Raw genomic sequence first — 1,085 nt, forward strand, 5'->3', positions numbered from 1 at the left:
CCTTCGGGAGCCAGCCGTCTAAGGTAAAGTCGATGATTGGGGTGAAGTCGTAACAAGGTAGCCGTATCGGAAGGTGCGGCTGGATCACCTCCTTTCTAGGGAGACATACACGAAAGCAAGACTTTCGGTGTCACTTAGGTCGACACTTTGGCGCAATGTTAGTACTAACGTTGTCAGCTTTACATTGTTCGGTTTTGAGAGATCTGCAAAGACTCTCAGCTTATATAGCAGATTATGTATATATGAGCATTGTTCTTTGAAAACTGCATAGAAGATAGATAATATGTAAGGTAAGCCTCTTGGAGTCATCCAAGGGTTGACCAAGCACATTAGGAAATAATTCTCTGATTTATAGAAGTAGGTTAAGCTACAGGCGAGACGAAAGTCTTAAAAATCTAAAGTAAAGATTTTAAGGGCGTACGGTGGATGCCTTGGCTATACTGGCCGATGAAGGACGCGGTAAGCTGCGAAAAGCTACGGAGAGGTGCAAGCAACCATTGACCCGTAGATCTCCGAATGGGGGAACCCGGCGGAAGTTATGTTCCGTCACCCATACCATAGAGTATGAGGAGGGCACCTGGGGAACTGAAACATCTAAGTACCCAGAGGAAGAGTAATCAAACGAGATTCTCCTAGTAGCGGCGAGCGAACGGGGAAGAGCCCAAACCGGATCGGGAAACCGAACCGGGGTTGAGGACTGTCATCAAGTGTAAATGGGATAGAAGAATTGTGTTGGAACGCACAGCCGTAGAAGGTGAAAGCCCTGTAATCGAAATCCTGCATGCATGGGACAGTATCCAGAGTACCACGAGACACGTGAAACCTTGTGGGAAGCAGGGGGGACCACCCTCCAAGGCAAAATACCAGTATGGACCGATAGCGCATAGTACCGTGAGGGAAAGGTGAAAAGCACCCCGGGAGGGGAGTGAAAGAGAACCTGAAACCGTATGTCTACAAACAGTCGAAGCGCGTATAATTGCAGCGCGACGGCGTGCCTATTGAAGAATGAACCGGCGAGTTACTGTTACTAGCGAGGTTAAGTGGAAAACATGGAGCCGAAGCGAAAGCGAGTCTGAATAGGGCGA

2 rRNA genes are annotated in these 1,085 nt (G+C 48.4%); both read left to right on the forward strand.

Annotated features, from left to right (window positions below):
• Positions 1-95, forward strand: a 16S ribosomal RNA gene (locus tag NFR44_RS09420); the annotation flags it as partial.
• Positions 96-399: 304 nt separating this feature from the next.
• Positions 400-1,085, forward strand: a 23S ribosomal RNA gene (locus NFR44_RS09425); the annotation flags it as partial.

It is taken from the genome of Veillonella intestinalis (assembly GCF_943193155.1).
In the GTDB taxonomy this organism is placed as follows: Bacteria; Bacillota; Negativicutes; order Veillonellales; family Veillonellaceae; genus Veillonella_A; species Veillonella_A intestinalis.